Genomic DNA, 26409 nt, shown 5'->3' on the forward strand with positions numbered 1-26409 from the left:
GTCCGGCCCGCCCGCGCCGCGCGCGAGCCGGACAGCTGGGAGACCACTCACCTCGGCGCCACGCACACCGCCGTGCCGGGGTCGACCGACTATGTGCCGCGCCACAAGGGCATCGAAGCCGTATCGGCGCGACGCCAGCCAGTCTGGCAGCCGCCGGCGCGCACCCGCAATTCGCCGCCGCAGCCGGGCGAGATCTGGTTGCAGCAGGCCGGGCCGCCGGGTGCCGCCAAGCCGCAGGCCCCTGCGCCCGCCTCGCCGCCACCTGCAGCCAAGGCGCCCGTCAGGCCGGCGCCGTTGCGCACCCCCAGCCAGCCGCAAGCCGCCAGCCCGGCAACCGCGCGCACTGCATCCGTCGCGGCGTCTGCTGCTGGTGCCGCGGCGGCCATGCAGGCCCGGGCAGCCAGTCCTGCCCCGGCTACGGCTGCACGCGCGGCCGTGGCCAGCAGCCCAGTGCGCCAGCCGCAGATGAGCGCACGCTCGGCCATCACGACGCTGCCGCAAGCCAATGTGCAGCCCAACGCGCAACCCGCCCAGCCCGCAGCGGCAAAGAGCGGGACGACAGCTGCCGCGGTGCGGCCGGTTGTCATGCCGGTTGTCATGCCGGTAGTCACGCCAGTCGTGATGTCGGTTGGGCAGAACGACGATGCGCGCAAGCACCAAAGCGAACAGGTTGCCACCGTGCCGTCCGGGCCGGCAGCGCCTGAAGACCTGTCCGGCCAGGCGCAGGAAACGGAAGTGCTGGAGGCCGAGGCCGCCCCCGCCGTGGCGCCCGCCGAGCCGCAGCCTGTGGTGGTGCTGTCCACCGAGGACATGGCCATTCCCGCCGCTGCATCCGTGGATGCCCCGCAGATTGCGGAGCCGCGCGCGGAATCCGCCGGCGAAGGCGCGGCGCCCACCGTGACGCTGGATGCGCTCCGGCTGGAAGCCGAGGCGTTGATGGCGGAGCTGAGCGCACTGGCCAGCGCCTGGAAGTCGACGCGGCCCGCCGCTCCGGCGGCCGGCGCGCAGCCGGAGCCGGAGCCGGAAGCCGCTCCCGAAGTTGCCGCTGTTGTCGCCGAGGCAGGCACCGATGTGGTCGCCGGTGGCGCAAGCGAGGTAGCGGCGCTGGTCGTGGCTGAAGCCTCGATCGAAAGCCCGGCCGAAGCAACAGCCGAAGCAACAGCCGAAGCAACAGCCGAAGCAACAGCCGAAGCAACAGCCGAACCCAGCGACGGAGTCGTTGCCGAACCGTCCGCCGTGGATATCGAGGTGGCTGTCCCGGCCGAGCCCGAGGCGTTTGCCTTGCCAGAGGTTGTCCTGGCGCCCGAGGTGGACGAACCGACAATGCTTCAGGAGCCGGAAGACGCCGCTGAGCCGGCTGCGCGGGCCGAAGCAGAGCCGGAAGCAGAAGCACAAGCCGCATCCGATATCCTGTTCGTTCAGGATGCCGAAGCAGACCTGAGTCCCGTTGGCGACCCCGAACCTGAAGCGGAACCTGAAGCCGAAGCTGAAGAAGCCACGGAAGAGATCGCCGAAGGCGTTCTCGATGCCAACCTGCTGGTCGAGCACCGCAGCGAGGTTAGCGCTGCCGGCCCCGCGCCCGAGATAGAGGCAGCGCCGGCTCCGCTGCCCGAAACATTGCCAGCCACGCCGCCGGCGCCCAAGCCGCGCATCGTGCTTCCGGCCGTGGTCGGCAAGATGGTGGCGCTCGATGTGCCCGTAGCCGCCGCACCCGCCGCATTCGTTGTAGCCGCCGCGCCAGCAGCCAGCGCCGTGCCGGCGTCGCAAGTCATTGCCGTCACGCCGCCGCCATCCCGTATTTCGGACTACCGTTTGCCGGACCTGGGCTTGCTGGAAACCGCCACCGCAGACATCCAGCAGGTGACCGAGGCGCAGTTGCAGGAAACCGGCAACCTGATCGCGCAGCGCCTGGCGGAGTTCAAGGTGCCGGTGTCGGTGGTTGGCGCCTCGGCCGGCCCGGTCATCACGCGCTTCGAGGTGGATCCCGCCATGGGCGTGCGCGGTGCGCAGGTGGTCGGCCTGATGAAGGACCTGGCGCGGGCCCTGGGCGTGACCTCGATCCGCGTGGTCGAGACCATTCCGGGCAAGACCTGCATGGGGCTGGAGCTGCCGAACGCGCGGCGCCAGATGATCCGCCTGTCCGAGATCGTGGCAGCCTCATCGTTCCTCGCGCACAACTCGCACCTGGTGCTGGCGATGGGCAAGGACATCACCGGCAACCCGGTGGTGACCGATCTCGCGCGCGCGCCGCACCTGCTGGTGGCCGGTACCACCGGCTCGGGCAAGTCCGTGGCGGTCAATGCCATGATCCTGTCCTTGCTGTACAAGGCCACGCCGGACGACGTGCGCCTGATCATGATCGACCCCAAGATGCTGGAGCTGTCGGTCTACGAAGGCATCCCGCACCTGCTCTCGCCGGTGGTGACCGACATGAAGCAGGCCGCGCACGCGCTGAACTGGTGCGTGGGCGAAATGGAAAAGCGCTACCGCCTGATGTCGGCGCTGGGCGTGCGCAACCTGGCCGGCTTCAACCAGAAGATCCGCGCCGCCGAGGCAGCGGGCGAGCACGTGCCCAATCCGTTCTCGCTGACGCCCGATGCGCCCGAGCCGCTGCGCACGCTGCCGTTCATCGTGGTAGTGATCGATGAGCTGGCCGACCTGATGATGGTGGCGGGCAAGAAGATCGAAGAACTGATCGCACGGCTGGCGCAGAAGGCCCGCGCCGCGGGCATCCACCTGATCCTGGCCACGCAGCGCCCGTCGGTGGATGTGATCACCGGCCTGATCAAGGCCAACATCCCGACCCGGGTGGCTTTCCAGGTCTCGTCCAAGATCGACTCGCGCACCATCCTTGACCAGATGGGCGCCGAGAGCCTGCTGGGACAGGGCGACATGCTGTTCCTGCCACCGGGCACCGGCTATCCGCAACGCGTGCACGGCGCCTTTGTGGCCGATGACGAAGTGCACCGCGTGGTGGAGCACTGGAAGCAGTTCGGCGAGCCCGACTACGACGAGGCCATCCTCGCGGGCGATCCCGCCGAGGCCGCAGCGTCGGACCTGTTCGGCGAAGGTGGTGGCGATGTGGAGGCCGACCTGCTATACGACGAAGCGGCCTCCTTCGTGCTTACCAGCCGGCGGGCCTCGATTTCCGCCGTGCAGCGCCAGTTGCGCATTGGCTACAACCGTGCGGCGCGCCTGATCGAGCAGATGGAAGTGGCGGGACTGGTCTCGCCGATGGGCCGCAACGGCGCGCGCGACGTGCTTGCGCCGGGCCCGGGCGATTGACGTTGGCGGCAGACGTTGCGCCCAACCGGAGACGATGATGGATGCCAAGGGCAACCCGCCGCCTGCGCCACAGGGCAACCTGCTGGCGCAGGTGCCGGTCGACCGCACTGCCGAGCGCTTCGAAGCCTTGCTGGAGCGGCCCGGCCTGAAGATCGAGCGCATCGTCTCGAACGGCCAGGCCAGCCCAAAGGGCTTCTGGTACGACAGCGCGCAGGACGAGTGGGTGCTGCTGCTGAGCGGCAGCGCGGGCCTGCACCTGGACGGCGAGGCCGCGCCGCGCACGCTCGCGCCCGGCGACTACCTGCACCTGCCGGCGCATTGCCGGCATCGCGTGGCGTGGACGGATGCGCAACAGCCTACGGTCTGGCTCGCGGTGCATTGCGAGCCGGCCGCGCAGGGCTGACTGGCGTCAGCGCCCTGCGTTAACGCTCCGCAGCCGGAAACACCGGCTCCCCCAGGTTCAGCATCAACCGGTTCGCCCACGCAAAGATGGCGATCGAGTGAATCAGGTCGAGGATTTCGGCATCGCTCACGCCCACCTCGCGCAGCGCGCGCAAGGTGTCGGCATTCACCGCATCCGGCCGCTCGGTCAGCGCGATCGAGAACTTCGAGATCGCCTGCTCGCGCGCGCTGGTGCCCGCCGTATGCGGGTCCTCGAACACCTGCGTGATCACATCGTTGCGCTTGGCCAGTTGCTCGAAGCGCTGGGCATGCACCGACGCGCAGTACACGCAGCCGTTGATGCGCGACACCACCGTGCTGGCCAGCTCGCGCTCCGCGCGCGCCATGCCGCCGGGGGCGTACATGATGGCGTTGAAGGCGGTGGAGCGCTGGCGCAGGATTTCGGGCTGATGCACCAGGAACAGGTAGTAGTCGGATACCTTGGCCTTGGGATGGCTTTCTTCCAGCACCGCGATCTGCTCTGGCGTGGCCTGGTCCACCTGGACCACGTCCAGCCAGGCTTTCCAGTCGAGCACCTCGTTGGTGAAGCCGTTTGCCTTGATGGGTGCGCTCATGCTGCAGCCCCCTGGGATTGCAGGGTGTTCAGGGCCTTCAGGGCCTTCAGGCCGGCTACCAGGCGCACCTGGTAGGACAGGAAGGCGATCAGCTGCGCCAGCGTCACCACCTCGGGCGTGGCCAGGCCGGCGGCGGGCAGGGCCTTGAGGGCGGCTTCGTCGCCCGCTACCGGGTTCTCGATCAGCGTGCGGGTGAAGGCGAGGATGGCACGCAGGCGCGGATCGGCCAGCGAATCCGCATTGCCTTGCCCGGCCACGGTGACCAGGTCGGCATCGGCGCCGGCTTGCGCCAGGCGCGCGCTGTAATGCGCAACCAGTTCCGGCGCGGGCGTGAGGCGCGCGGCGTACAGCGCCACCAGCAGGCGCTCGGTCAGCGGCAGGCCGGGCAGGGCGGGATCGAACAGCGCGTCATAGCTGCCTTGCGTGGCGGCGGCGACCTTCTCACGCTGATGGCGCAGTGCGTGGGTGGCCGAGCCGGCGGCGAGGCCGGCAACGTTGTCCACCACGTCGGCGGTGGCTGGATTGGCTTGGGTCATGATGGGGTTCTCGGTCTTGACTCAGTGATTTTGTTGTTCGGCAACTCAGGCTTGGCCAGCGTGGCGCGCCACGGCGCGCGCCAGGAAGTCGCGCACGGCGATCCACGATTGCTCGTCCGCCTCGGCATTGGCGGCCGCCGTGCCACCCGTGGTGCTGATGCGTCCGGATACCGGATGCGCATAGACCATCTGGGTGGTCGGCACATACGGGAAGAGGATGGCGTGGCCGGCTTGCTCGAAATCAAGGTGCCTGACGTCGTGGGCATGCCCCACTTCGGCCAGCTTGTCCGCCACCATGCGCGCATACAGGCTGGAAGGCCAGGAGCCGTCATCGGTCCCCGACAGCAGCATCACCGGCCCGCGGATCGCCTCCACGCGGATGCGGGCGCGCGCCACCGCTTCGGGGTCTTGCAGCGCGGTCAGGATGGCGCGTTCGTGCCGGTGGGGCGCCGGGCCTTCGTCAAAGGGCGCCCAGCTTGCCGTGCGGTTGTTCTCCCACACATGCGGCAGCGGCTTGCCGTGGTGCAGCCAGGCGAGGCCTTCGCGGCCGATGGCGGGATCGGCGGCGTTCTGCGCGCTGTGCACCACCGCGCCGGGCACGTAGCCGATCACAGCCGAGACCAGCTCGGGGAAGGTTGCGCCCAGCAGCAGCACAAGCTCGCCGCCGCGCGACTGGCCCGACAGCGCGATGAAGTTGCGCGCAGGCCGGACATGCTCGCGGATCCAGCGCAGGCCGCACTCGAAGTATTCCAGCGGCGTGTTGGAGATGTAGTCCGATAGCCCCGGCGCCTTGAAGTAGGCCAAGGCCAGCGCGGCATACCCGCGCGAGGCGTAGAGCGCGGCGCGCGGTTCGTTGATGCCGCCGCCCGAGCCATTGAGCACCATCACCGCCGGATGCGGGCCGGGGCCCGCGGGCAGGTAAAGCGTGCCGACCAGCCCGTCCTCGCGCACTTCCCGGCGGGTCACGCCGGCAGCCGCCAGGCGCTGCACCAGTTCGCCGCGTGCTTGCGCGCCATCGGCCCGCACCGTGATCTCGGTCACGAGCGCCCGGGTGGCGTCGGCATGGAACTGCTCGCGGCTGTCGCTATCGACCGGGCGCTGGGACCACAGCAGGCCCATCGGGCTCACACCCGTGTAGCTGCCCGAGAGCGGCGCGTCGCGCTCCAGGTCCACGGTGCCGGCGGCGTTCGCCGCGAACGTGGCTTCGCTGGCCCAGGCAAGCTCCGGGCCGCGCAGCGTGCGCGTGGCGATGGCAATGGTTTCGCCGGGACGCAGTCCCGACACGGAAATCCGCCGCGCGACGTCGATCAGGTCGTCGGCCGGGGTGATATGAAGCTGTGCCATGTCCGCCCCCGCCTCACTTGCCGTCGCGCGTGACCATCATCGCCGCGGTGCGGTCGCTGGTCATCGGCGCCACCTTCAGGCCCTTCCTGGCGGCCCAGATGTTCTGGTAGTGGTAGAGCGGCAGCACGCCTACGTCGTCCGACACCAGCTTGACCGAGCGGCGCAGGATGGCCTCGCGCTTGGGCACATCGAACTCGGCGGTGGATTCGTCCAGGGCCTTGTCCACGGCCGGGTTGCTGTAGTGGCCCCAGTTGGAGGCGCCCAGGCCTTTCTTGGCATCCACGGTGGCCAGCACGTTGACCAGCGCATAGCTGGCCTCGCCGGTGCCGTTACCCCAGGCCAGCATGCTAACCGCGTACTCGTTCTTGTTGGCGCGGCCAGAGTAGACCGACCAGGGCACCACTTCCACCTGGGTCTTGACGCCGATGCGGGTCCAGAACTGGGCAACCGCCTGCGCCGTCTCCGGGCCTTGCGGATAGCGGTCGTTGGGGGCGTGGATGGTCAGCTTGAAGCCATCCTTGAACCCGGCCTCGGCCAGCAGCTTCCTGGCTTGCTCCGGATCGAAGGGGATGTCCTTGACCTCCGGGTTGTAGCCGAAGGTGTTTTTCGGCATCCACTGGTTGGCCACGCTAGCGGTGTTCTGCAGGATGCGGCCCACCAACGCCTGCCGGTTGATGGCGAGCGACAGGGCGCGGCGCACACGCACGTCCAGCAACGGGTTCTGGTCCAGCGGCTTGCCGGCGTTGTCAGTGATGTACGGATTGGGGCCGGGCTTGAAGCTGGGCTGCAGCAGCATCACGCGCAGGCCGGAATAGGGAAACACGCTGATGCTGGGCGATTGCTTGAGCTTGGCCAGGTCCGACACCGAGACTTTGTCGATCACATCGACGTCGCCGGACAACAGCGCGGCGGTGCGTGCCGGGCCGTTGTTGATGTAGCGGTAGCTGACCTGCTGCCAGGCTGGCTTGCCGCCCCAGTAGCCATCATTGCGCGCCATCATCACGCGATCGCCTGGCGTGTAGGAGATGAACTTGTACGGACCGGTGCCAACCACGGCGCGGCCGCTGTTGTAGTCCTCGGTGCTGGACTTCTCACCGACGTGCTTGCTGACGATGTGGATCGAGGCCAGGTTCAGGGGCAGATCCGGGTTGGGGATATTGGTCTTGATGACCAGGGTGTACGGATCCTTGGCATTCATCGACTCGATGGTGCGCAGGTAGCCCGCGTACGACGCCACGCTGCCCGGCACGTTGCGCGCGCGCTGGTAGGAGAAGATCACGTCTTGCGCGCCGAAGGGCTTGCCGTCTTGCCACTTCACGTCGCGGCGCAGCTTGAACTCCCAGGTCTTGTCGTCCAGCGCTTTCCACGACAGGGCCAGCCCCGGCTGCAGCTTGTTGTCCTTGTTTTCGATCAGCAGGTCCCAGAAATGCAGGTCGACGGAGCGGTCGCCGGCATGATTGTTGAGCTGCGGGTCCAGCGACGAAAGCGGATCGGCAAACGCGATCGACAGGGACTGCGCGCTGGCCGCGCCGGCGCAGAGCATGGCGGCAACGGCGGCGCTGATCGAGAGGGACAGCAGGCGTTTCATGGGCAGGTTTCCTCGGGGCGTGAGAAGGGTTGAGAGGCGTGGCGCGCATTGGCCAACAGTTAGCCAACAGTTAGCCAGCCGATGTGCAACATCTAGCCAGCCTCGTTCAGGTGGCAGGCGCTGAGATGGTTCACGGCGATGCCGCGCAGGCGCGGCACCTCGGTCCGGCAGCGCGCCATGGCATGCGGGCAGCGCGGATGGAAGTGGCAGCCCGGTGGCGGCGCCAGCGGGCTGGGGATCTCGCCTTTGATGGCGGTGAAGGTCTTGTGGCGCGAGTCCAGGCGCGGGATTTCCGCCAGCAGCGCCTGTGTGTACGGGTGGTTGGGCTGCCGGAAGATCTCTTCCGTCGGCGCGCTCTCCACCACGCGGCCCAGGTACATGATGACCACGCGGTCCGATACGTGCTCGACCACGCCAAGGTCGTGGCTGATAAAGAGATAGGTCAGGCCAAGCTGCTCGCGCAGGTCCATGAACAGGTTGAGCACCTGCGCCTGGATCGACACGTCCAGCGCGGCCACCGCTTCGTCGCACACCAGCAGTTCCGGCTGCACGGCAAGTGCGCGCGCAATGCCGATGCGCTGGCGCTGCCCGCCGCTGAACTGATGCGGGTAGCGCTGGCGCAGGGCCGGGTCCAGCCCGGCGCGCTCCAGTTGGGCGCTGACGTAGTCGTCGAAGCCGGCCGCGTCCACCAGGCCGTGCAGGCGCGCGCCTTCGCCGACGATGCGGTCCACGCGCAGGCGCGGGTTGAGGCTGGCGTACGGATCCTGAAACACCATCTGGATCTTCAGCCGCAGTGCGCGGCGGGCGCTGGCGTCCAGGCCCTCGATGCGCTGGCCGTCCACGCGGATTTCCCCCGCTGAAGGGTGCAGCAGGCCGGCCACCATGCGGCCAAGCGTGGACTTGCCGCAGCCGGATTCGCCGACCAGGCCGACCACTTCGCCACGGCGGATCTGCAGGTCCACCCCGTCCACGGCGTGCGTGACCGGCGCGGGTACCGACCAGCCCATGCGCTGCAGCGCGCGGCCAATGCGGCCGGGATGCTGCTCACCAAAGCGCTTGGCGAGATGGCGGGCATCGATCAGGGCAGGTAATTGCGGCTGCTCGCCGGCAGCGTGTTCAGTCGGTTTCATGCGAACTCCGCGGCAATGGCCGGTTGGCCCGGATGGAAGCAGCGCACCTGGCGCAGCGCTTGCGGCGAGGTGATGGCGGGCGCCTGCACGCACGCCCCGGAGACGCGCGGGCAGCGCGCCGCGAAGGCGCAGCCGGGCGGCATCGTCAGCAGGTTGGGCGTCATGCCGGGGATCTGGCGCAGCCGCTGGCCGCGCTGGTTCAGGCTGGGCAAGCTGCCGATCAGGCCGGCGGTGTAGGGGTGCAGTGGATGGTCCAGTACGGCATCGACCGGCCCTTGCTCGACGATGCGCCCGGCGTACATCACGGCGACTTCATCGGCCAGCCCGGCCACCACGGACAGGTCGTGCGTGATCCAGATCAGCGCGGTGCCGTGCAGGCGCGCCAGCTTCTGCACCTCGGACAGGATCTGCGCCTGGATGGTGACGTCCAGCGCGGTGGTGGGCTCGTCGGCAATGATCAGGTCGGGCCGGTGCAGCATGGCGATGGCAATCGCCACGCGCTGGCGCATGCCGCCGGAGAGCTGGTGCGGATAGGCGCACAGGCGCTCCTCCGGGCTGGGGATGCCCATCATGCCCAGCGTATCGCGCGCCAGTTCGCGCGCCTGTTTGTGGCTCGCCGGGCTATGCGCGCGCACCGCCTCGATCATCTGGGCGTCCACCCGCATCACCGGGTTGAGCGTCATCATCGGATCCTGGAAGATCATCGCGATGCGGTTGCCCTGCAACTGGCGCAGCTCAGCGGGCCGCATGCGGGTCAGCTCGCGTCCCTGGAACAGGATCTCGCCGCCGGCAATGCGTCCCGGCGGATCCACCAGGCCCATGATGGAAAACCCCGTGACCGATTTGCCGGAGCCGGATTCGCCCACCAGCCCGAGAATGCGGCCGCGCGGCACGGTAAAGGAGACGTCGTCGACTGCCGGCAGCACGCCGGCGCGGGTGTCGAAGTGCGTGCGCAGGTGGCGGACCTCCAGCGTCGGCACGGCGTTGTCGATGTCCGGCGCCGTCATTTCTGCAACCTCGGGTTGAGCACGTCGCGCAGGCGGTCGCCCACCAGGTTGATGGCCACTACCGTGACCAGCAGCGCGACGCCGGGGAAGAAGCTGATCCAGTACTCGTCGGACAGCATGAACTGATAGCCGTTGGCAATCAGCAGGCCCAGCGAGGGCTCGGTCACCGGCACGCCCAGGCCAAGGAACGACAGGGTAGCCTCCAGCGTGATGGCACGCGCCACCTGCAGCGAGGCGATCACGATCAGCGGCGGCAGGCAGTTCGGCAGGATATGGCCCACCACGATGCGCCAGTTGGAAATGCCCTGGCCGCGAGCGGCTTCCACGTACTCGCGCCGGCTTTCCACCAGCGCCTGGCCGCGCGCGGCGCGGGCGTAGTAGGCCCACTCCAGGATCACGAGTGTCAGCACCACATTGGTCACGCCCTTGCCGAGGAAGGCCAGGATCATCATCGCGACCAGGATCGACGGGAACGACAGCAGCAGGTCCACGGTGCGCATGATCACGCTGTCCACGCGGCCGCCGGCATAGGCGGCCAGCAGGCCGAGCAGGGTGCCGATGACGCCGGCGATCAGCGCCGAGCCCACGCCCACGCTCAGGCTGATGCGCAGGCCGTAGAGGATGCCCGAGAAGATGTCGCGCCCCTGGCCGTCGGTGCCGAGCCAATAGCTGTAGGTGCCGGCGCCGCTTGGCGTGCCGGGCGCGAGGCGCGCGTCCATGACGTCGAGCTGGAGCAGGTCATACGGATTCTGCGGGGTGACCAGCGGTGCAAAGACCGCGGCCAGCACCAGGATCGCCAGCAGCACCAGGCCAAACACGGCGGTGCGCGAGGCGAAGAAATCCGCCGCCATGCGGCGCCACGGCGATTCCCGGCGCAGCGCCTGGGGCGCCGCCGGGGCGGTGGCAACGGGGTTGTCGATGGCGCTCATGTGGCGGCCTCCAGCCGCACGCGCGGGTCGAGCAGCTTGTAGAGAATGTCCACGATCAGGTTCAGCGTGACAAACAGGCACACCACCACGATCAGGTAGGAAACGATCACCGGGCGGTCGAGCGCGTTGATGCTGTCGAGGATCAGCTTGCCGGCGCCGGGCCAGGCGAAGATGCTCTCGGTCACCACGGCAAATGCGATGGTCGAGCCGAACTCCAGCCCCAGCACGGTGACCAGCGGAATCATCGTGTTGCGCAGCACATGGCCCAGCACCACGCGGATCGGCGACAAGCCCTTGGCGCGCGCGAACCTGACCCAATCCTGCGGCAGCACCTCGCGCACGCCGGCGCGGGTCAGCCGCAGCACCAGCGACACCTTGAACAGCGACAGGTTGATGGCCGGCAGGATCAGGTGGCGCAGGCCGTCGGTGGTCAGCCACGACCACGGCACGCCCAGCCACTCGGCGGTGGCGCCGCGCCCGCCCGAGGGCAGCCAGCCCAGCCGCACGCTGAAGGCCATGATCAGCATCAGCCCGACCCAGAAGGTCGGCAGCGAGAAGCCGACGATGCTGCCGGTCATCAGCAAGCGCGAGACCGGATGCTCCGGATACAGCCCGGCAAAGAGGCCGCAGGGTACGCCCACCAGCACCGCCAGCAGCAGCGCCGCCACGGCGAGCTCCAGCGTGGCGGGCAGCCGCTGCAGGATCAGCCCGATGGCGGGCACGTTATAGACAAAGCTGTTGCCCAGGTTGCCGTGCAGGGCGCCTTGCAGGAAGGCGAGATACTGGCGCCAGAGTGGCTGGTCCAGCCCCAGCCTGGCGATGATGCGCGCGCGCTCGACCTGGTCCACGTCCTGGCCGATCAGGATATCGACCGGGTTGCCGATCGCGTGCAGGCCGGCAAACACGATCACCGTCATCGCCAGCACGACCAGCAGCGATTGCGCCAGCCGCCTGGCCAGCCATCGGATCGGCCAGCGGCTCATGATGCGTTCGCCGCGTCGCTGGGCAGCGCCGGGGGTGGCCCGGCGGGGACCCACTCATCGCCGAACACCTCGGGCTCGTCGAAGGCTTCCATATTGGCGTAGTGCAGCGCCACGTCTTCCTGGTAGAGCAGCGCGGCGATGCCTTGGCCGAGGCGCCTGGCGCCGTCGCTGATGGCGGGGATGTCGCCCGATACCGTGCCGTGCGTCAGCGCCGCCGGATAGCAGAAGCAGTGGATGCGCGACAGGCCGGGGCATGCGTGCGCCGTCTTCTCCTGGAATTCGAAGGCCGGGCCAAGGTCCGGCGAGTCCGACAGCTCCTGGTCTTCCTGCCCCGCGGCCGGCGTGTAGCGGTCACGCCAGTAGCGGATATGGCGGGCGAAGGCGCCGAACTCCTCGCGCGTCTCCAGCGCGATGCGAAAGCCGGTGGAGAAGATCAGGAAATCCAGCTCGAACGCGCCCTTGGGCGTATGCACCAGCAGCGCGTCGCCGGCCTGTTCGATGCGCTCGATGGGGCAGGCCAGGTTGAAGCGTGCATTCTCGTGGCGGGAGACGCGCAGCGTGCTGCCGCGCGGCGGTGGCACCTGCTGCGCGTTGATGTAGTGGCGAATGCGCCATTTCCAGTCATCCGGCAGGCTCGGGTGGCCATGCGTGAGGCCAGGGTTGCCCGCGCCCTTGCCCTTGTTGACGCGCGGGATGTCGGCGCGCCGGATCAGCAGGTCCACGCTGGCCGCGCCCGCTTCCAGCGCGGTGGCGGCGCTGTCCATGGCCGACGCGCCGGCGCCGATCACGCCCACGCGCTTGCCACACAAGGTGGTGTAGTCGAACACATCGCTCGAGTGCGCCCAGCGCGAGCGCGGCAGGTCCTGCGCGAAGGGCGGCACATGCGCGCCGCCCAGGCCGTCGCGGCCGGTGGCCAGCACCACGCGGCGCGCCAGCACGCTCAGCGCGCCGGCGGGGGAGCGGAGTTCCAGTGCCACCAGGCCATCGGGGCGGGGCACCACACGCTCGACCACATGTTCGTTGCGCACGTCCAGGTCCAGCACCCGGCGGTACCAGCGCAGGTAATCCATCCATTGCAGCCGCGGGATCTTGTCCAGCGCTTCCCAGGCGCTGGCGCCGAACTGTGCCTCGAACCAGGCTCGGAAGGTCAGGGCGGGCAGGCCGAGCGCGGGGCCGGTGAGTTGCTTGGGCGAGCGCAGCGTTTCCATGCGCGCGGTGGTAGCCCAAGGGCCTTCGAAGCCTTCCGGCGAACGATCGAAGATGCGCGCGTTGATGCCCAGGTGCTTGAGCGTAGCCGCCGCGGCCATGCCGGCCATGCCGCCGCCGATCACGGCAACGTCCAGCACCGGCTCGCCGTCATGCGTGCGCGCTACGGTCCAGCCTTTGGCCGGGAGTTCCAGCCAGGACAGGTCCTGGCGCAGGCGCGCTTCCAGGGCGGCAAGGCCGGCGGCGTTGGCGGCGGCCGGGAAGGTGTCAGCGGGCGAATTCATAGGTCGGTGTGTTCCGTGTCGTAGGGCGTGCCGGCGGCCGGCTCGGTGGCGGTGGCGTCGCCATACAGCGCTTGCAGCAGCGCACCGTGCTGCTCCGGGCCGCGTTGGGTGAAATCCGGCAGCAGCGCGCGGGCCGCGTCGGCCAGCGTGTCGATCAGCGCCAGCACCGCAGCGCTGGCCGGCCTGGCTTGCGGGGTGATCACGCCAAAGTAAAAGGGAATGTCGGCATCGATCGGGCGCACCACGATATCGGCCAGCGGCACGCCGCGCGCGGTCACTGGCTCTAGCACGGCAATGCCCAGCCCGGCGCGCACGGCGGTGAGCGCATTGAGCGAGGAGTTGGTGTCGATCAGCGCGGCCGGCTCCACCCCGGCGCGGGCAAACGCCTCGTCCAGGCGGCGGCGCAGCCGGTAGGGATTCTGCATGGTGACGATGCGCCGGCCGCTGCAGGCTGACAGCGCAATCGTAGCCAGCGCCGCCAGGGGATCGTCGGCACGCACCGCGGCCACGCAGGCAGCTTGTCCGATCCAGTGCACGGTGACGCCGCGATGCTCCAGCGGCAAGCTGGTCAGGCCGATCTCGGCCGCGCCGGTCAGCACCGAATGCACGACTTTTTCGGGGGAGGCGCTACTGATATGGATATGGCTGGCGTGGGCTGCCCCGCTTGCCACCGCGGCCGCCCCGGCCGTCGCATGGTCCGGCTGGTGGCCGGCCAGGGCCAGGGGCAATAACCCGGCCGCCAGGGCCGGCGTGGCCGCGATCTGCAGCGAGCGGTTTTCCTCGCGGGCGATTTCGGCGGCGCGGGCGCGGATCTGTTGCAGGCCAACCAGCGCGTGCTCCACCTCCTCGTACAGCAGGAAGCCGCGCTCGGTCGGGCTGACGCGCGGCCCGCTGCGGGCAAAGAGGGCAAAGCCGATCTCGCTTTCCAGCTCCTGGATCAGGCGCGTGATGGCCGGCTGGGAGCGCCCCAGCAGGCGCCCGGCGGCGGTCACGCTGCCGCTGGTCATGACTGCCGCGAAGGCTTCCAGTTGCCGGATTTCCATGGGGGCCCGAGTTGCTGATGCTATGTATGTGTTTTGTGGATTCTCGCCCCGCTAGCATTCGGATTGCAAATACTATTTTCGTATGTGCTCATGCGGCACAAAGTGGGTGCGCGCCGGCGTCGCCGTCGCGGCCATGCACGTATCATGTGATGAACCGGCCCGGCAGTCCGCGTGCCACGCACGATGCCCAGGAGAGCGCTTCATTTGACCTTGCAACCCGGAAATCCCCGCCGTGCCGAGCCCTGGCTGGCCTTGCTCCTGTGCTGGGCGTTGGCCTGTTTGTCGCTGCTGGCCACAGCCGGCACGGCCCGCGCCGATACCCTGCGGGTCGGCTCCAAGCGCTTTACCGAGTCCTACATCCTCGGGGAGGTGCTCACCCAGACCGCCGCGGCTCAAGCCAGTGCGCAGCACACGCCCGGCCTTGGCAATACGGCGATCGTGTTTGAGGCGCTCAAGGCCGGCAGCATCGACCTCTATCCCGATTACACCGGCACCGTCTCCAGTGAAATCCTCAAGCTGCCCGCCGGCGCCAGCCTGGCGCAGATCAACCAGGCGCTGGCGCCGCTGGGCCTGGCGGCAGGGATTCCGCTTGGCTTCGAGAACACCTATGCGCTTGCCATGGAGGAGCACAAGGCCCGGCAGCTCGGGCTGGCGGCGCTAGGCGACCTGGCCGCGCAGCCGCAACTGCGCCTCGGGCTGTCGCATGAATTCCTGGGCCGGGCGGACGGCTGGCCGGGGCTGGCGCGGCGCTACGGCTTGCCCCAGCGGCCCCTGGGGCTGGACCACGGCGTGGCCTACGAAGCCCTGGCCAACGGGCAGGTCGACGCCATTGATATCTATTCCACCGATGCGAAGATCCGCAAATACGGTCTGCGCGTGCTGACGGACGACCGCCACTACTTTCCCCGCTATGACGCCGTGGTGCTGTACCGCCTGGACCTGCCGCAGCGCTTCCCGGCCGCCTGGCAGGCATTGACGGGGCTGGCCGGCAAGGTGAGCGCGGCGGACATGATCGCCATGAATGCCGCGGCGGAACTGGATGGGCAATCCTTTGCCGCCGTGGCGAGGGCCTTCCTGGCGCATGGCAACGCCAGCGTGGCCGATGCAACGGCAAGCGCGCGGGCCGGCCTTGCCGGCACCTTGTTCGGGCGCGATACCTTGCGGCTGACTGGCCGCCACCTGGCCCTGGTGCTGGGCGCGGTTGGCGCGGCCAGCTTGCTGGGCGTGCCGCTTGGCATCGTCGCCGCACGCCGGCGGCGGCTGGGGCAGGTGCTGATGGCCACGGTGAGCGTGCTGCAGACCGTGCCGTCGCTGGCCCTGCTGGCGATGCTGATCCCGCTGCTGGGGCGCATCGGCGTCTGGCCGGCGATGGTGGCGCTGTTCCTCTATGCACTGCTGCCCATCGTGCGCAACACGCTGACCGGCTTGCAGCAGGTGCCAGCCGGCATGCGCGAGGCAGCGCGCGCCCTGGGCTTCACGCCCGGCCAGGTGCTGCGCTATGTGGAGCTGCCGCTGTCGATGCCGGTGCTGCTGGCCGGCATCAAGACCGCCGCCATCATCAGCGTGGGCACCGCCACCATTGCCGCCTTTGTCGGTGCCGGCGGCTATGGCGAGCGCATCGCCACCGGGCTGGCGCTGAACGACCATGTGCTGCTGATGGCGGGCGCCATCCCGGCCGCGGCGCTTGCGCTGCTGGTGCAGGCCGGCTTCGGGCTGGGGGAATGGTATCTGGGCAGGCATGCCCGGAGCGGGACGGTAACCTGATGCGCCTTATTGCACCGTACTGCGAATTACTGCGCCTTATTACGCCCTATTTTTCCCTATTGCAATTGCGCTTTCGCCAGCTCGCCCAGCTTGGCCACGGCGGCTTCCACGGCATCGCTCCACAGGTGGCCATAGTTCAGCCGGATGCAGTTGCGATAGCCTTGGCGCGCTGAAAAGATCGGGCCCGGCGCAATGCCGATGCCATGTTCCAGCGCCGCGCGATGCAGCGCCAGCGCATCGAATCCGGCCGCAAACTCCACCCACAGGAAGTACCCGCCGGCGGGCTGCGAGACCCGCACGTTCTCCGGGAAGTGCCGGCCGATGGCCGTGATCAGCTGGCCTTGCTGCATCTCCAGCAGATGGCGCAGGCGCCGCAGGTGCTTGTCGTAGCCGCCGTTCTGCAGGTACTCGGCCAGCGCCACCTGCGTGGGCACGCCCGCCGACAGCGTGGTCATCAGTCGCAGCCGCTTGATCGCCTCGCCATACCGCCCGGGGGCCACCCAGCCCACCCGGAAGCCTGGCGCCAGCGTCTTGGAAAACGAGCTGCAGTGCATGACCAGCCCCTCCTGGTCGAAGGCCTTGGCGGGCAGGGGGCAGCGATTGCCGAAATACAGCTCGCCGTAGACGTCATCCTCGATCAGCGGCACGCGGTGGCGCGCCAGCAAGGCCACCAGCGCCTGCTTCCTGGCCTCGGACATGCTCGCGCCCATTGGATTCTGGAACTGCGTCATGAACCAGCAGGCCTTGATCGGATGGCGCTGGAGCGCGGTATCCAGTGCGTCCAGGTCGATGCCTTCGCGCGGGTCCACCGGGATTTCCACCGCCCGCAGACGCAGCCGCTCCAGCGCCTGCAGCGCGGCATAGAAGCCGGGGGACTCGATCGCCACCACGTCGCCGGGCTGGGTCACCGCCATCAGGCACAGATTCAGCGCTTCCAGCGCACCGTTGGTGACGATGATCTCGTCGGTGGGCTGCGGCGCGCCCGCGCCGAGGTAGCGCAGCCCGATCTGCTGGCGCAGGGCAAGGTGCCCGGCGGGCATGTCGTTGACGGAATACCAGGGGTCGAGCTCGCGCCCGGCCCGGGCCAGCGATTTGCCCAGCCGCTCCCAGGGGTACAGCTCGGGCGAAGGGAAGGCCGAGCCAAGCTGGATGAGCTGCGGATCGCGCGCGGCGTCCAGCACGGAAAAGACCAGCTTGGAAATATCAACGTCGGTCGAGACCTGGTGCGAGGGCCGCGCAGCCGGCTGCGGCAGCGGCCGGCCGGCCTGGCCGGTCACGTAATAGCCGGAGCGCTCGCGTGCCCGCACCAGGCCGCGCTCCTCCAGCCGGTAGTAGGCCTGGAACGCGGTGGCGGGGCTCACGCCGAACTGGGTCACGGTCTTGCGGATCGACGGCATCTTGGTGCCGGGCGGCAGGTTGCCGTTGCGGATGTCCTTGGCCAGCGTTTCCGCCAGTTCTTCGTAGCGCTTCATTGGGGCAGGGGGGGCAGGGGGCGTTGCCGTGGCGATGAGCGCAGTCTCAGGCGCTCAAACTGATACGCAAAATTATCGCAGATCTGATTCTGTTATTCCTTGCCAGCCGACGCCATAATCCCCCGTAACTACCAAAAGCCAAAGCGCCGCAAGGTCACGCGGCGGTTGGCACGCATGTAAGGAGGAGCGAAATGAACCCCTTGAGATTGGTGCTCACAGTGCTGTGGGGATTCTTTGGCCTGCGCAAGGGCCAGGAACATCTGCGCGACCTGCAGGCCGTGCGGCCGGTGCCGTTGATCCTGACGGGGGTGGCGCTGGCGGCGGGGCTGGTGCTGCTGCTCGTGTCGCTGGCGCACTGGGCGGTGACCCACGCCTGAGCCGCGAGCCCGCCAATTTTTCCCGTGCCCACGGGGCCATCCAGGCCCGCAACCACGAAGTGCAGCCCGCCGCGTGCGGGCTGTGCACGTTCGCCGTACTGAATGCCATCGCGGCGCTTGAAACGACAAACAGCCCCCATGAGCCTTGCCACAAGGCGGTTTTCCGCCACCGTTGCCTTTGCTGTCCTATTGCTGGCGCCGTGCTTCGCGGCGGCGGCTGACGCCCCCGGTGCCGCGCAGGTCGAGCGCGGCCGCTACCTGGCCAAGGTTGCCAATTGCGCGGCCTGCCACACCAGCGTCGGCGGCGCGCCGTTTGCCGGCGGCTTGCCGTTGAAGACCGGCGTCGGCACCGTCTACTCGACCAACATCACGCCGGACGTGGACAGCGGCATTGGCGCTTACTCGTTCGAGGAATTCGACCGCGCGCTGCGCGAGGGCGTGGCCAGGCATGGCAAGCGGCTGTATCCCGCCATGCCTTACCCGTCCTACGCCAGGCTCGCCGAGCCGGATGTGCGGGCGCTATACGCCTATCTGCGCACCGAAGTGAAAGCCGTGCGGCAAGCAACCGCCGAGCCCGAGATGCGCTGGCCGTTTGGCATGCGCTGGCTGCTGCGCGTCTGGAACTGGCTGTTCCTGGAGTCCGGCCCGGTTCCTGCCAATGCAGGTCAGAGCGTCGAGTGGAATCGCGGGGCTTACCTGGTCCAGGCGGTGGCCCACTGCGGCGCATGCCATACGCCGCGCGGCATGCTGATGGCCGAGAAGGGGCTGGACGAGCGCAGCCGGCACTTCCTGGCCGGCGCCAGTGTGGAAGGCTGGGCCTCCACCAACCTGCGCGGCGATCCGCGCACTGGGCTGGGCACCTGGTCGCGCGAGGACATTGCCGAATACCTGCATACCGGTCGCAATGCGCATGCGACTTCCTTCGGGCCGATGTCCGAGGTGATCGCGTCGTCCACGCAGTTCATGACACGCCCGGACCTCGATGCCGTTGCGGTGTACCTCAAGTCCGTGCCCGGCGCGCGCAGCGACGAAACGCCGTATGCCTATGACGCCCATACCGCCGACGCGCTTGCGCAGGGCCGTTTCGATGCTACCGGCGCGCGCCAGTACGCCGAGTTCTGCATGCCTTGCCATGGCGCCAACGGCAAGGGCTTTGCCCGCGTTTTCCCACCGCTGGCGGGCAATCCCACCGTGGTGGATCCCGATCCGTCCTCGCTGGCCAACCTGCTGCTCGATGGCGCCGTGACGGCGCACGTGGGCACCGCGGCCACCGATTACCACATGCCCGGCTATGGCTGGACGCTGGACAACCAGGAACTGGCGAATGTGCTGACCTTTATCCGCACCGGCTGGGGCAACCAGGCCAGCCCGGTCAAGGAAGCGACTGTCGCCGCCCGCCGCGCCGCGCTCGGGCGCCAGCGCGACGCCGCCGAATCCCGTTGAGCCCGCGCGCCACCTACATCAAGCGAATCCTATTGCCATGACCATCACGCGCAGAGATTTCCTCAACGGCGCCGCACTCACCATCGCCGCGGGGCTGGCGCCGTCCCAGCTATTGCGGGCCGCCGAACGCGGTGCCGGCTACCCGCCCGCGCTGACCGGGCTGCGCGGCAACCATGCGGGCACCTATACGCTCGCGCACAGCCTAGCGCGTGAGGGCGCCAAGTATCCCGCCGTCATGGCGCGCGAAGTCTACGACCTGGTGGTGGTGGGTGGCGGGCTCAGCGGGCTGGCGGCCGCGTGGTTCTACCAGCGCCGCTTTGGCGCCGGCAAGCGCATCCTGATCCTGGACAACCACGACGATTTCGGCGGGCACGCCAAGCGCAACGAATTTACCGTGCGCGGGCAGAAACTGGTGACCTACGGCGGCAGCGCCGAGATGCCATCGACCGCGCTGGACAGCCGCGCGGTGGCGACGCTGCTGGCCGGCCTCGGTGTAGACGCGAAGCGCCATCAAGCCGCCGAACGCGACCCTTACCGCGAGCTGGGCATGGGCCGCTCGGTGTTCTTCGACCAGGAGCATTTCGGCCGGGACCAGTTGCTTGCCGGCGATCCGTTTGCGGGGCTGATCGATGCCCGCAATGGAATAGGAACGCAGGGAATAGGAACGCAGGGGGCGGGCGCGCAGGCTGCGGATGCCGCCGCCTTCAAAGCCTTCCTCGACAAGGCGCCGTTGCCCCAGCAAGACCGCGCCGCGCTGGCGCGGCTGGCCGACGGCGGCACGGATTACCTGGCCGGCATGGGCGAAGGCGAGCGGCTGGCCTACCTGAAGCGCACCAGCTACGCGGTGTTCCTGCGCGAGAAGGCCGGCCTGGGACTGGATGGCCAGCGCTTTTTCCGCAGCCGCAGCAACGATGCCTATGCACTCGACGCCGACGGCGTGTCCGTGTTCGACGCGCTCGCCATCGGCCTGCCGGCGGGCAAGAACATGCCACCACCGAGCCTGAATCCGCGGCTTGGCAAGTCGCCTGCGTCAAAGCTCTGGTTTGCCGACGGCAACGCCACGCTGGCGCGGCTGCTGGTGCAGAACCTGATCCCGGGCGTGGCAAGCATCGCCAGCCCCGATGCGATCGGAGCGGCCAGCTTCGACTACAACCGGCTCGATGCCGAGGATGCAAAGGTGAGGGTGCGGCTGAACAGCACCGCCATCGCCATCGAGCCCGACCAGCGCATCACGCGCGTGACCTACGGCTGGAGTGGGAACCTGCACCGGGTCGAAGCCGCGCATGTGGTGCTGGCGGGCTACAACATGATGATCCCGTTCATCATGCCCGGCCTGCCGGACGCGCAAAAGCAAGCGTTGCGCTCCGACGTGAAGGCGCCTGTGGTCTACACCAAGGTGGCGCTGGACAACTGGCGTGCCTTCGAGGCGCTCAAGACCAGCCGCATCCACGCGCCGGCCATGGCCTACACCGACCTGTGGCTGGAGAAGCCAGCCGGCACGCGTCCGGCCGATCCGGTGGTGCTGCATATGCTCTATGTGCCCACCGTGCCGGACAGCGGCATGCAGGCGCGCGAGCGCTTTCGCGCGGGGCGCGCCTTCTTGCTGGGTACGCCGTTCAGCGAACTGGAGAAGGGCGTGCGCAGTCAGCTCGATCGCATGCTGGCGCCAGGCGGCTTTGCCGGCAAGGACGTCATCCGGGGCATCACGGTCAACCGCTGGGCGCACGGTTACAGCTATATGCCCAACAGCTTGTTCGAGGAAGAAGCGGTGGCGCAGGCCGTGCTGGACCGCTCGCGCGCCCGCGCTGGCAATGTGGTGATCGCCAATAGCGATAGCGCGGGCAGCCCGTCGTTGACGGCCGCCATTGATCAGGCGTGGCGGGCGGTGGGCGAGTTGGCTGGCTGATGTGGCGGCGCAATGCGGGCACGTTCAGGCGCAAAGCTTGAAGTTGCTGGTGCGGGGCGGAGCGCATCAGGCCGGAATGCCAAACAGGCGGCGGCTGTTGCGGGTGCACTGATCCGCCACTTCGCGCATGCTCAGTCCCTTCAGTTCGGCGACTGCTTGCGCAATCCAGGGAAGATTCGCGGGCTCGTTGTACGGCCGCCGGTTCTTGTGGTTTTTCGGGCCGAGATACGGCGCGTCCGTCTCCAGGTGCAGGTGCTCGAGCGGGATGGCTTGCACGGCCTCCCGCAGCGCCTGGCCGCGCTTGATATCCGTGACCCAGCCGGTGATGCCGATGTCCAGGCCTAGCGCTACGAAAGCGGCTGCCTCATCGGCTGCGCCAGTGAAGCAGTGCACCACGCCGTGGGCGCCCGCGCGCACGGCGGGTGCGACCATGGCGTAGAGATCGTCGAAGGCGTCCCGGCAATGGAGGAACAGCGGTTTGTTCCAGCGCACCGCCGCCTCGAGTTGCGCCTCGAAGGCGTGGCGCTGGTCGGCTGGCGTAGAGAAGTTGCGGTTGTAGTCCAGCCCGCATTCCCCGATTGCCACCACGTCAGGGCTCTCCCAGAGCGCTTGGAGGGACTGCAGGACCGTTGGCGACCAGTCCTTGGCGCTGTGCGGGTGGATGCCGGCCGTGGCAAAGAGAAAATGGGGATGCCGGCTGGCCAGGTCGCGTGCCCCTCGGCTTGATTCCAGCGAGGTGCCGGTGGCAAGGATGCCGACCACGCCCGCTGCCTTAGCCCGCTCCAGGATCACTGCGGTGTGCGGGGCAATCTGAGAGGAGTGGAAGTTCACGCCAATGTCGATCAGGTGCATGTCTCTGGCTAAGGGGTGGGGTGGCTGGTGGTTCGGCAGGTTTGCAGTCTAACCTCTTGAATATCGTGCCCGTGCAACCTTCTTAATGTTCCTCATATGGAGCATTGCTAGGATATTGGCCATTATTGTTCTACTTGTGTCACGTTATCTTGATGCCGCCTTCTGTTTCATATACAGTACATTAAATGCATTTCAAGGCTTAATGTTTTATAGGTGGCATATGAATCTCGCCGAACTGGGGGAGGCCTTCAAGCACGCCAGGCTTCTTGCCAACAAAACCCAGCAGGAAGTCGCGGACTCCAGCGGGGTGCCGCGTGCGCGGATCAGCCGGTTCGAGACCGGCGGCTTGCCGGAGTTGGGCGCCGTGAAGCTGCTGAGCCTGTTTGAAACCGTCGGGCTTGAGCTGTTCGCACGGCCTGCCGGCCACCGAAGGACCCTTGACGACGTGCTGGCAGAGTCCGAAACAGGCAATGCCGCTGCGGGAGAGCTCCGCCGGCGGGTCAGGCATGCCCACAACAAGCCCCAGGCAGCCATGGGGAGGACGGATGAGCGCTAAGGTACTGGACGTCTACGTGAATGCAACGCCAGTGGGCACGCTGGTCGAAGAGGCGCGCGCGAGCGTTTTCACCTACCTGCCAGACGTTCAGGCGCACAACCTCGTCTCACTCCTGCTCCCGGCGCGGGCAGCGTCATATAAATGGGCTGCCGGATTGCTGCCTTTTTTTCAGATGAACCTGCCCGAGGGGTACAAGAAAGACCTGGTGCGCCGAAAGCTTGGCGCCCATGCCGACGTGAGCGACCAGGGCCTGCTGGCACTGACCGGCGCGAACGGAATCGGCAGGGTCAGGGTGGTGCCCCGTGGCGTATCGGCGGACGCCCCCGCCTCCAGCCTGGACATGGCGAGCCTGCTGGCCGCAACAGGCTCGCGGGACAACCTGTTGCGGCAGCTGGAAGCCGGCATTACCGAAGGTGTCTCTGGCGTCATGCCGAAGATGCTTGCCAGGCCAGAGGACAAAGCCACGGTCTGGACCGACGAGTTCATCCTGAAAACCGGTCCGGCCGACTTGCCCGGCCTGTCCGTCAATGAGTTCCTGTGCCTGGAGGTCGCGCGGCATGCGGGCCTGGAGGTCCCCGAGACACAACTCTCGGAGGATGGGGAGGTGCTGGCCATCCGGCGTTTCGACCGGCTGGCCAACGGGGGCCGCCTGGCGGTCGAAGATTTCTGCGCACTCAAGGGGCTGGATCCCGTTAACAAGTACAAAGGCAGTCTTGAGGACCTGGCAAAACTGTCGTCGATTTACGTCAGTGCCCCGCATCGCAAGGAGAGCGCGAGGCGGCTGTTTACGCTGTTGCTCGTGAACTATGCGCTGCGCAATGCAGACGCGCACTTGAAAAACTTCGCAGTGGTCTATACCTCTGCAGAGGACGTGCGGCTGGCGCCGGTTTACGACATAGTCACGGTGACGGCCTACCCCGAGTACCAGGCAGATATTCCGGGCCTGCCATTGGCCGGCAAGCGGGCCTGGGCATCCGGGCAGTGGTTGACCCAATACGGCGGTGCCCGGTTGTCGCTGTCCCGCACCGACATGGCGGCGTGCGTGGCGCAGGTGACCGAGGCGGTTCGAGCCGTGCTGCCGATGGTGGCTGAGTGCGCTGGCCGCTACCCGGAATTCAGGGAAATCGCCAAGCGGATGCTGGCGGCATGGGCGCAAGGGCTGGAGGACATCAAGCCGGATGCACGGCCGGGGAAATCGACACCCACCCCGTTAAGAGAAGAAGCCGGCCTTTCTGGGCCCGGTAGCCTGGCTGGCAAGAAAAAAACAAATCTGTATGTAAATCCTGACGGTGCTTTCGGTCACAAGGCCCGATGAGGTTGTATGTAATCTTTGTGTCACATATCGCGGGTAATTCGCCCGCTTTGTGCGTGAAAATAGGGCTATTGCCTAGCATGGAGTGACGTGGCAACGCAAATTTAAGAGGGGCTGAAGGGCCTCGGCGATGCGGTAAAAAACTTTTATCACGTGCTGCGTCGCACCAACGAATGTAGAATATCGCCCTTTGGCCTAAACGAGCGCGGACCACCATACTGGAAGAACCCGGTAGTGGTGGCGTCAGCCATGCATCTCTCGACAGGTACCCATCCTGTGGCGGCTTTGACAGCCGGAGGTGCGTTGGGTGTACCCTCGTACGGGCAACAGCAACAGTTAAGCAGTAATTCAGCAAGGGAGCAGCAGTTAATGGCGAGTGGCGCACAACGGACGGTGGCAGAAACAAAGACAGCATTGACCGGCAAAAAGCCTGTCGGCAGGGGTGCGGCGTCCACGACTCAAGCTGATCCCGCAACCGAAGCAACGGAACGCAGCCAGCAGCTGCGCGCGCTGATCCAGCTGGGCAGGGAGCGAGGCTACCTGACGCACGCGGATATCAGCGACCATTTGCAGGGCAATTTCACGGACACAGCGGCGATGGAAAGCATCGTCAGCACGTTCGCCGAAATGGGCGTGACGATCTATGAGCAGACGCCGGATGCCGAAGCGCTGCTGCTGCGCGACAGCGCGGTCGCCGCGTCTGACGACCAGGCCGATGAAGAGGCGGAAGTCGCGCTCTCGACGGTCGACTCCGAATTCGGCCGCACCACCGATCCGGTGCGGATGTACATGCGGGAAATGAGCTCGGCAACGCTGCTGACCCGCAAGCAGGAAGTCGAGATCGCCAAGCGGATCGAGGACGGCCTGAACCGCATGGTGCACGCCATCGCTGCCTGCCCGTCCACCATTGCGACGATTCTTGAGCTGTCGGAGCGGGTCGCCCGCGACGAAACGCGTATCGATGAGCTCGTCGACGGCCTGATCGAAGGGGAAGGCGACGTCGCCGAAGCCGAGGAAGACACCAGCCGCGACGAAGTCGTCGCAGAGGATGAAAGTACCTCGGACGAGCCCGTCGACGAAGGTGCGGCCGCGCAAGCCAACGAAACCGCCAGCCTGGCCAAGCTGCGTGACGATTGCCTGACCCGCTTCGCGCGCGTCGCCAATCATTTCGAAGCCATGCGCAAGGCCTACACCGCGCACGGCGTGGAGTCGGAAGGCTTCCTCGTGGCACAGCTCGCGGTTCGGGAGGAGCTCAAGTCGATCCGCTTTACCGCGAAGACCATTGAGCGCCTGTGCGCCGATGTGCAGACGGTGGTGGAAGAAGTACGCGTGGTCGAGCGCCAGATCCTGCAACTGATGGTCGAGCGTTGCGGCATGCCACGTGAGGAGTTCATCGAACGCTTTCCGGGCAACGAGACCAATCTCGCCTGGGGCCGCGCGATCGCCGGCGAGTCGCGTTCGTACAGTGATTCCGTTTCCCGCAGCTTGCCGGACCTCGAAGCGCATCAGCAAAAGCTGATCGACATCCACGCACGCGTGGTGCTGCCGCTGTCGGAACTGAAGCAGGTGAATCGCCAGATGCTGGCAGCCGAGCGGCAGATGCGCCAGGCCAAGCACGAGATGACGCAGGCCAACCTGCGCCTGGTCATCTCGATCGCCAAGAAGTACGTGAACCGCGGCATGCAGTTCCTGGACCTGATTCAGGAAGGCAACATTGGCTTGATGAAGGCGGTCGACAAGTTCGAGTACCGTCGCGGCTGGAAATTCTCCACCTATGCAACCTGGTGGGTTCGCCAGGCCGTGACGCGCGCGATCGCCGACCAGGCCCGGACCATCCGGGTGCCGGTGCACATGATCGAGACGATCAACAAGCTCAACCGGATCTCGCGCGAAATCATGCAGCGCACCGGCAAGGCGGCGGATCCCGCTGCCCTGGCCGAGCGCATGGAGATGCCCGAAGAGAAGGTCCGCTCGATCATGAAGATCGCGAAGGAGCCGGTTTCGATGGAAACGCCGGTTGGCGAAGACGGCGACACGAGCCTGGGCGACATGATTGCCGACTCGGACACCGCGTCCCCCGCCGAAGCCGCGTTGCATGCTAGCCTGCGCGCCACCGTGCGCGAAATGCTCGACGATCTGACGCCGCGCGAGGCCAAGGTGCTGCGCATGCGTTTTGGCATCGACATGTCGACCGACTACACGCTGGAAGAAGTCGGCAAGCAGTTCGATGTGACCCGCGAACGGATTCGCCAGATCGAAAGCAAGGCGATGAAGAAGATGCGCCATCCCAGCCGCGCGGACCATCTGAAGGCGTTCCTGAAGGAAGGCTGATCAAGGTTCTGCCCCGGCGCCTGCCGGGCGAAGGCTGGTCGAAGG

19 protein-coding genes and 1 pseudogene are annotated in these 26409 nt (G+C 67.5%); 9 read left to right on the plus strand and 11 right to left on the minus strand.

The window, feature by feature from the left end; all coding sequences use genetic code 11:
* Positions 1-597 precede the first annotated feature (597 nt).
* The gene (locus tag AC1RWI_RS11120; protein ID WP_492866507.1) at positions 598-3285 is read left to right on the plus strand and encodes a DNA translocase FtsK; all 2688 of its coding nucleotides are present in this window, start codon (positions 598-600) and stop codon (positions 3283-3285) included.
* Positions 3286-3319: 34 nt separating this feature from the next.
* Entirely contained in the window at positions 3320-3688 is a 369-nt protein-coding gene (locus tag AC1RWI_RS11125; protein ID WP_144409814.1) for a cupin domain-containing protein, read from the plus strand.
* A 19-nt stretch (positions 3689-3707) separates the two neighbouring features.
* Here AC1RWI_RS11125 and AC1RWI_RS11130 read toward each other — a convergent pair.
* From AC1RWI_RS11130 to AC1RWI_RS11170, 9 genes and pseudogenes are all read right to left on the minus strand, one after another.
* Positions 3708-4837, minus strand: a pseudogene (locus AC1RWI_RS11130) (CMD domain protein).
* 45 nt (positions 4838-4882) lie between these two features.
* Positions 4883-6181, minus strand: coding sequence for an acyl-CoA thioester hydrolase/BAAT C-terminal domain-containing protein (locus AC1RWI_RS11135; protein WP_492866373.1), 1299 nt, complete (start codon positions 6179-6181; stop codon positions 4883-4885).
* 13 nt (positions 6182-6194) lie between these two features.
* Positions 6195-7769 (minus strand): ABC transporter substrate-binding protein, encoded by a 1575-nt coding sequence (locus tag AC1RWI_RS11140; RefSeq protein WP_492866375.1) that lies wholly within the window; start codon positions 7767-7769, stop codon positions 6195-6197.
* A 92-nt stretch (positions 7770-7861) separates the two neighbouring features.
* Complete coding sequence (locus tag AC1RWI_RS11145; RefSeq protein ID WP_492866377.1) at positions 7862-8899, minus strand: ABC transporter ATP-binding protein; 1038 nt, start codon at positions 8897-8899, stop codon at positions 7862-7864.
* Positions 8896-9906, minus strand: coding sequence for an ABC transporter ATP-binding protein (locus AC1RWI_RS11150; RefSeq protein WP_492866379.1), 1011 nt, complete (start codon positions 9904-9906; stop codon positions 8896-8898). Before AC1RWI_RS11150 ends, AC1RWI_RS11145 begins: the two co-directional genes overlap by 4 nt.
* Positions 9903-10835 (minus strand): ABC transporter permease, encoded by a 933-nt coding sequence (locus AC1RWI_RS11155; protein ID WP_492866381.1) that lies wholly within the window; start codon positions 10833-10835, stop codon positions 9903-9905. The genes AC1RWI_RS11150 and AC1RWI_RS11155 overlap by 4 nt, the downstream gene beginning before the upstream one ends.
* The gene (locus tag AC1RWI_RS11160) at positions 10832-11818 is read right to left on the minus strand and encodes an ABC transporter permease (protein ID WP_043346505.1); all 987 of its coding nucleotides are present in this window, start codon (positions 11816-11818) and stop codon (positions 10832-10834) included. The genes AC1RWI_RS11155 and AC1RWI_RS11160 overlap by 4 nt, the downstream gene beginning before the upstream one ends.
* Positions 11815-13308, minus strand: a complete 1494-nt coding sequence (locus AC1RWI_RS11165) for an NAD(P)-binding domain-containing protein (protein ID WP_492866383.1) — start codon at positions 13306-13308, stop codon at positions 11815-11817. Before AC1RWI_RS11165 ends, AC1RWI_RS11160 begins: the two co-directional genes overlap by 4 nt.
* A complete protein-coding gene (locus tag AC1RWI_RS11170; protein WP_492866385.1) occupies positions 13305-14351 on the minus strand; it encodes a LysR family transcriptional regulator in 1047 nt (348 codons plus the stop codon). The genes AC1RWI_RS11165 and AC1RWI_RS11170 overlap by 4 nt, the downstream gene beginning before the upstream one ends.
* A gap of 258 nt (positions 14352-14609) precedes the next feature.
* On the opposite strand from AC1RWI_RS11170, the gene AC1RWI_RS11175 reads away from it, so the two are divergent.
* Complete coding sequence (locus tag AC1RWI_RS11175) at positions 14610-16115, plus strand: glycine betaine ABC transporter substrate-binding protein (protein WP_492866509.1); 1506 nt, start codon at positions 14610-14612, stop codon at positions 16113-16115.
* Positions 16116-16171: 56 nt separating this feature from the next.
* Here AC1RWI_RS11175 and AC1RWI_RS11180 read toward each other — a convergent pair whose 3' ends face one another.
* Positions 16172-17587 (minus strand): aminotransferase-like domain-containing protein, encoded by a 1416-nt coding sequence (locus AC1RWI_RS11180; RefSeq protein WP_492866387.1) that lies wholly within the window; start codon positions 17585-17587, stop codon positions 16172-16174.
* A gap of 191 nt (positions 17588-17778) precedes the next feature.
* Here AC1RWI_RS11180 and AC1RWI_RS11185 point away from each other — a divergent pair, with 191 nt between their 5' ends.
* From AC1RWI_RS11185 to AC1RWI_RS11195, 3 genes are all read left to right on the plus strand, one after another.
* A complete protein-coding gene (locus AC1RWI_RS11185) occupies positions 17779-17964 on the plus strand; it encodes a DUF2970 domain-containing protein (RefSeq protein ID WP_043346490.1) in 186 nt (61 codons plus the stop codon).
* Positions 17965-18102: 138 nt separating this feature from the next.
* A complete protein-coding gene (locus AC1RWI_RS11190; protein WP_492866389.1) occupies positions 18103-19407 on the plus strand; it encodes a cytochrome c in 1305 nt (434 codons plus the stop codon).
* 37 nt (positions 19408-19444) lie between these two features.
* Positions 19445-21313: a flavin monoamine oxidase family protein gene (locus tag AC1RWI_RS11195; RefSeq protein ID WP_492866391.1), complete on the plus strand. Its 1869-nt coding sequence runs from the start codon at positions 19445-19447 to the stop codon at positions 21311-21313.
* A gap of 66 nt (positions 21314-21379) precedes the next feature.
* On the opposite strand, the gene AC1RWI_RS11200 is transcribed toward AC1RWI_RS11195, so the two are convergent.
* Complete coding sequence (locus AC1RWI_RS11200) at positions 21380-22165, minus strand: TatD family hydrolase (protein ID WP_052494592.1); 786 nt, start codon at positions 22163-22165, stop codon at positions 21380-21382.
* Between the two features lie 220 nt (positions 22166-22385).
* Between AC1RWI_RS11200 and AC1RWI_RS11205 the strand changes: the two genes are divergently transcribed.
* From AC1RWI_RS11205 to rpoD, 3 genes are all read left to right on the plus strand, one after another.
* Positions 22386-22721 (plus strand): helix-turn-helix domain-containing protein, encoded by a 336-nt coding sequence (locus tag AC1RWI_RS11205; protein ID WP_043351885.1) that lies wholly within the window; start codon positions 22386-22388, stop codon positions 22719-22721.
* Positions 22711-24036, plus strand: coding sequence for a type II toxin-antitoxin system HipA family toxin (locus AC1RWI_RS11210; RefSeq protein ID WP_492866394.1), 1326 nt, complete (start codon positions 22711-22713; stop codon positions 24034-24036). Before AC1RWI_RS11205 ends, AC1RWI_RS11210 begins: the two co-directional genes overlap by 11 nt.
* A 366-nt stretch (positions 24037-24402) precedes the next feature.
* Positions 24403-26364 (plus strand): RNA polymerase sigma factor RpoD, encoded by a 1962-nt coding sequence (gene rpoD, locus AC1RWI_RS11215; protein ID WP_492866396.1) that lies wholly within the window; start codon positions 24403-24405, stop codon positions 26362-26364.
* The last annotated feature ends 45 nt before the right edge of the window (positions 26365-26409 follow it).

Source organism: Cupriavidus sp. MPR-AND1C, assembly GCF_058809705.1.